Below are 4,120 nucleotides of genomic sequence, written 5' to 3'. Positions count from 1 at the left end.
GGCGTGTTTTTCTCGGGAGAGCCAGTGTGTTCCAGCAATTAGAGATGAAATCGATCACCCGTTCGTTCGGCGGCTATCAGGCGCTCTCGAGCATGAACCTTTCGATCAAGGCCGGGGAGTTCGTCTCATTGCTCGGCCCGTCCGGCTGCGGCAAATCCACCGCGCTCAACTGCCTTTCGGGCCTGCTGCCGCTGAGCGCGGGTGAAATATGGCTCGACGACCGCCGTATCGACACACTGCCGCCCGAGCGGCGCGGCTTCGGCATGGTGTTTCAGAATTATGCACTGTTTCCCCATATGAGCGCGCGCAAGAACATCCGGTTCGGCCTCGAAATGCGCAAGGTGCCCGCCGCCGAGCAGGAACAGCGCGTGGAAAAGGCCCTCAACCTGGTGCGCCTGCAGCAGCATGCCGACAAATTGCCCGGCCAGCTTTCGGGCGGCCAGCAGCAACGCGTCGCCATCGCCCGCGCCATCGTCATCGAGCCCCCTTTGGTGCTGTTCGATGAGCCGCTCTCCAATCTGGACGCGGCGCTGCGCATCGAGATGCGCGAGGAAATCCTGCGCATACACCAGACCCTTGGGTTGACCACCATCTATGTGACCCACGATCAGGACGAAGCGCTGGCCATGTCCGACCGCATCGTGGTGATGAAGGAGGGCGTGATGCAGCAGCAGGGCGCCCCCGAGGAACTCTATAACCGCCCGATCAATATCGATGTGGCCCTGTTCATGGGCTATCGCAATTTGCTCGATGTGACCGCCGCCGCCGCGCCGCGCGCCGGCCGGCTCAGCGTCGATCACAAGGGCGTCGTGCTCGAGGCCACGGCGCTGACCGACATGGGCGCGGGCCCGCTGGTCGCCGCCTTCAAGCCCGACGACGTGGCGTTCTCCGACAAGGGCCTGCCGGCCGTGGTCGAAAGCGTCATCTATGGCGGGCGAGACAGCACCATCAAACTCAACCTGGACAGTGGCGGCCAGATCTATGCCCGGCTCGGCGACAAGGTGCGTCCGGGCGAGCGCGTGCATGTCTCGGTGCCGGCCGACCACCTGCTGGTCTATCCCCGGCCGGCCCAGCCCATGACGGGGCTGTGACCATGGCCGGGCAGACCCTTTCCCCTTCCGCCGGCGCGCGCAGCGCCAATGCCGACCCGTCCGGCGTCGCTGGGCGCGACATGCGCCTGCTGATGGTGGTGCCGGGCGTATTGGTGATCGTCGGGCTCTTCATCTACCCCTTCATCTACGGCTTCATCTCCTCGTTCAATCCGCAGGGAGACAATGCCGGGTGGCTGGATAATTACCAGCGCTTCTTCAGCCAGCCGCGCCTTTACGAAACCGTGGGCAAGACGCTCTGGCTCGCTTTGCCGGTCACCATCCTCAATGTGGGGCTGGCCGTGCCCTTCGCCTTCATGCTGCGCACGCCCTCGCGCGGGCAGCGCCTGCTCTCGACGCTTCTCGTCATCCCCATGACGCTGGGCACGGTGCTGGTGGCCGAAGGACTGATGCTCTATCTGGCGCCCAATGGCTGGCTCAACCGGACCCTGCTCGAACTGGGAATTCTGGGCTCGCCCCTGCGCCTACTGAACAATTACTGGGGCGTGGCGCTATCGCTGCTCATTACCGGCTTTCCCTTCGCCTTCATGATGATGCTCTCCTACACCACCGGCATCGATCCCACCCTGGCGCGGGCCGCCGCCACCCTGGGGGCCTCGCCCATCGAGCAGTTCCGCCGCATCTACCTGCCGCTGCTGGTGCCGGGGCTGACCATCACCTTCTGCCTTACCTTCGTGCAGGCCTTCGCCGTCTTCCCCTCCGCCGTGCTGCTGGGCGCGCCGGCCGGGGCGACGCGCGTCATCTCCATTGCCGCCTATGAAATGGCCTATGAGGAATATAACTGGTCGATGGCCTCGACGGTGGCCATGGTGATGGGCGCCACCCAGCTGATTATCGTGGGCATCGTGCTTGGACTGCGCCAGTTTTCCTATCGTGGCCCGGTTGTTGGAGGAAAAGGGTAATGGACTTCATCCGCGATACAATCGTGCCGCGCGCCTGGCGCTGGTTCGTTATTGCCTGCATGTTCTTCTTCGTCGTCAATGTGATGCTGGTCATCGCCGGCGTGGTGGTCAGTTCCTTCGGCACCGGTTGGTTCACCGGCTGGCTGCCCGAGCAGTTCACGCCCAAATGGTATGGCGAGGCCTGGAAGGAATTCCAGCTCCAGCACGTGCTGCTGGTGACGGTGGAGATCACCCTGGCCGTGGTCGCCATCTCGCTCGCCGTCGGTGTGCCGGCCGCCTACGCGCTGGCCCGCCTTCAGTTCAAGGGCAAGGGCCTGGTCATGCTGATGTTCCTCGTGCCGCTGCTGGTGCCGCCCATCACCTACGGCATTCCGCTGGCCACCGTGCTCTATCAGGTGGGCGCGGGCGGCACGATGTGGGGGGTGATCCTGGCCAATCTGGTGCCCAGCGTGCCCTTTGCGGTGCTGGTGATGACCCCCTTCATCGAGCAGATCGACCCGCGGCTGGAAGCGGCGGCGCGTGTCTTCGGGGCCTCCTCGCTCACCACATTCTGGCGCATCCTGGTGCCGCTGCTGATGCCCGGCATCCTGGCGGCGGGAATCCTGGTGTTGATCCGCACCATCTCCATGTTCGAGTTGACCTTCCTCACCGCCGGTCCGGACAGCCAGACGCTGATCGTGGCGCTCTATTATTCGATGTTCGCCTCGGGCGTGCGCGCCCAGCAATCGGTGGACGCCATGGCGGTGATGTACATGCTCACCACCATGACGGGCCTTTTGATCGCGCTGCGTTTCGTCGATCCGTCCCAGCTGGTGGGCCGGGTCAAGAGCCAGAAGGTCTGACGCCATGGCGCCCATCAAAAGCATCACCACCACCATCGTGCGCATTCCCTTCGAGGATGGCGGGCGCGGCGAGGGCATCACTCCGACGCGCTGGCACATTCTGGACAATGTGCTGGTGCGCATCGAGGACGAGGACGGCAATGTCGGCTGGGGCGAGGCCTTCGGCTATTTCTGCGCCCGCGCCGTGGCCGCCGCCGTCCAGGACATGATCGCTCCGCAGGCGATCGGCCGCGACATCGCCGATATCCCGGCTTGGAACCGCGCCACCCAACAGGCGCTGCACCTGTTCGGGCGCTATGGCATCACCATCTTCGCCCTGTCGGGCGTCGATATCGCGCTTTGGGACCTCAAGGCCAAACGCGCGGGCAAGCGGCTCGCCGAGCTGATTTCGGCAACGCCGCCGCAAAGCGTTACCGCCTATGCCAGCCTCGTCGCCTATCGCGACGCGGAACTGGCGGCCCATTATGCCGGGGAGGCGGTGGCGCGTGGCTATGACCATGTCAAGCTGCACGAAATCGCCGCTGAGCCGATCCGCGCGGCGCGTGCGGCCATGGGGAAGGGGCCGGGCCTCGCCGTCGACGTCAATTGCAACTGGAGCCGCGCAGAGGCCTCCGCCATGGTGCCGGTGCTGCGCGAAGCCGAGGTGATGTGGCTTGAAGAGCCGGTATTTCCCCCCGAGGACGTGGCGACGCTTTCCGCCATCCAGGCCGAGGGCGTTGCGGTGGGCGCCGGCGAAAATGCCTGCACCGCCTTCGCGTTCGAGGCGCTGATCGACGGCATCGCCTTTCCCCAGCCCAGCGTGACCAAGGTGGGCGGGATTTCGGTATTTATCGACATCGCGGAGCGCGCCCGCGCCGCCGGGCGGGTGCTGATGCCGCATTCGCCCTATTTCGGACCAGGCTATTTCGCTACGCTCAACCTGTTCGCCGCCCTGCCGCAAGAGGCGCTGTTCGAATATCTCTATGTCACCCCCGAGGCCTTTATCGGGCGCGACACCCCCCAGCCCCAAGCCGGGCGCATCGCCCTGCCGGCGGGTCCTGGCCTGGGCTTTGTCCCCGACGACGCGGTTGTGGAAAAATATCGCGACCGGGCATGGCCGCCCCGGTGAGGCCGGGGCGGCTGCGCCTCGTCCATGGCGGGATCGAGGCCGAGTTGGCCCCCGCCCTTGGCGGAAGACTGACCCTACTGTGCCATGGCGGATACGACATCGTCGTGCCCTTGCCGGAGGATCATGCCGACCCGCTCTTCTGGGGCAAGGGCGGCGGCT

At 65.3% G+C, this 4,120-nt stretch carries 4 protein-coding genes; all 4 read left to right on the top strand.

The annotated features are described in order from the left end of the window. Window positions 1-44: 44 nt before the first annotated feature. From VDP82_RS14805 to VDP82_RS14790, 4 genes are read left to right on the top strand one after another with little or no spacing between them, the layout of a single operon-like run. Window positions 45-1,091, top strand: a complete 1,047-nt coding sequence (locus VDP82_RS14805; RefSeq protein ID WP_323015604.1) for an ABC transporter ATP-binding protein — start codon at window positions 45-47, stop codon at window positions 1,089-1,091. Between the two features lie 2 nt (window positions 1,092-1,093). Next, a complete protein-coding gene (locus tag VDP82_RS14800) occupies window positions 1,094-2,011 on the top strand; it encodes an ABC transporter permease (protein WP_416347127.1) in 918 nt (305 codons plus the stop codon). After that, window positions 2,011-2,853 (top strand): ABC transporter permease, encoded by an 843-nt coding sequence (locus VDP82_RS14795; protein WP_323015602.1) that lies wholly within the window; start codon window positions 2,011-2,013, stop codon window positions 2,851-2,853. The genes VDP82_RS14800 and VDP82_RS14795 overlap by 1 nt, the downstream gene beginning before the upstream one ends. Window positions 2,854-2,857: 4 nt before the next feature. Continuing rightward, window positions 2,858-3,961 (top strand): mandelate racemase/muconate lactonizing enzyme family protein, encoded by a 1,104-nt coding sequence (locus VDP82_RS14790; protein WP_323015601.1) that lies wholly within the window; start codon window positions 2,858-2,860, stop codon window positions 3,959-3,961. The last annotated feature ends 159 nt before the right edge of the window (window positions 3,962-4,120 follow it).

Source organism: Devosia sp., assembly GCF_034675085.1.
Lineage (GTDB): Bacteria > Pseudomonadota > Alphaproteobacteria > Rhizobiales > Devosiaceae > Devosia.
The sequence above is the reverse complement of the archived record's forward strand: the minus strand, read 5'-3'. Positions and strand labels throughout refer to the sequence as shown.

Excerpts from the sequence above, each read along its gene's own strand:
- VDP82_RS14800 (WP_416347127.1), top strand. The coding sequence starts at position 1,094 with ATGGCCGGGCAGACCCTTTCCCCTTCCGCCGGCGCGCGCAGCGCCAAT.
- VDP82_RS14795 (WP_323015602.1), top strand. The coding sequence starts at position 2,011 with ATGGACTTCATCCGCGATACAATCGTGCCGCGCGCCTGGCGCTGGTTC.
- VDP82_RS14805 (WP_323015604.1), top strand. The coding sequence starts at position 45 with ATGAAATCGATCACCCGTTCGTTCGGCGGCTATCAGGCGCTCTCGAGC.
- VDP82_RS14790 (WP_323015601.1), top strand. The coding sequence starts at position 2,858 with ATGGCGCCCATCAAAAGCATCACCACCACCATCGTGCGCATTCCCTTC.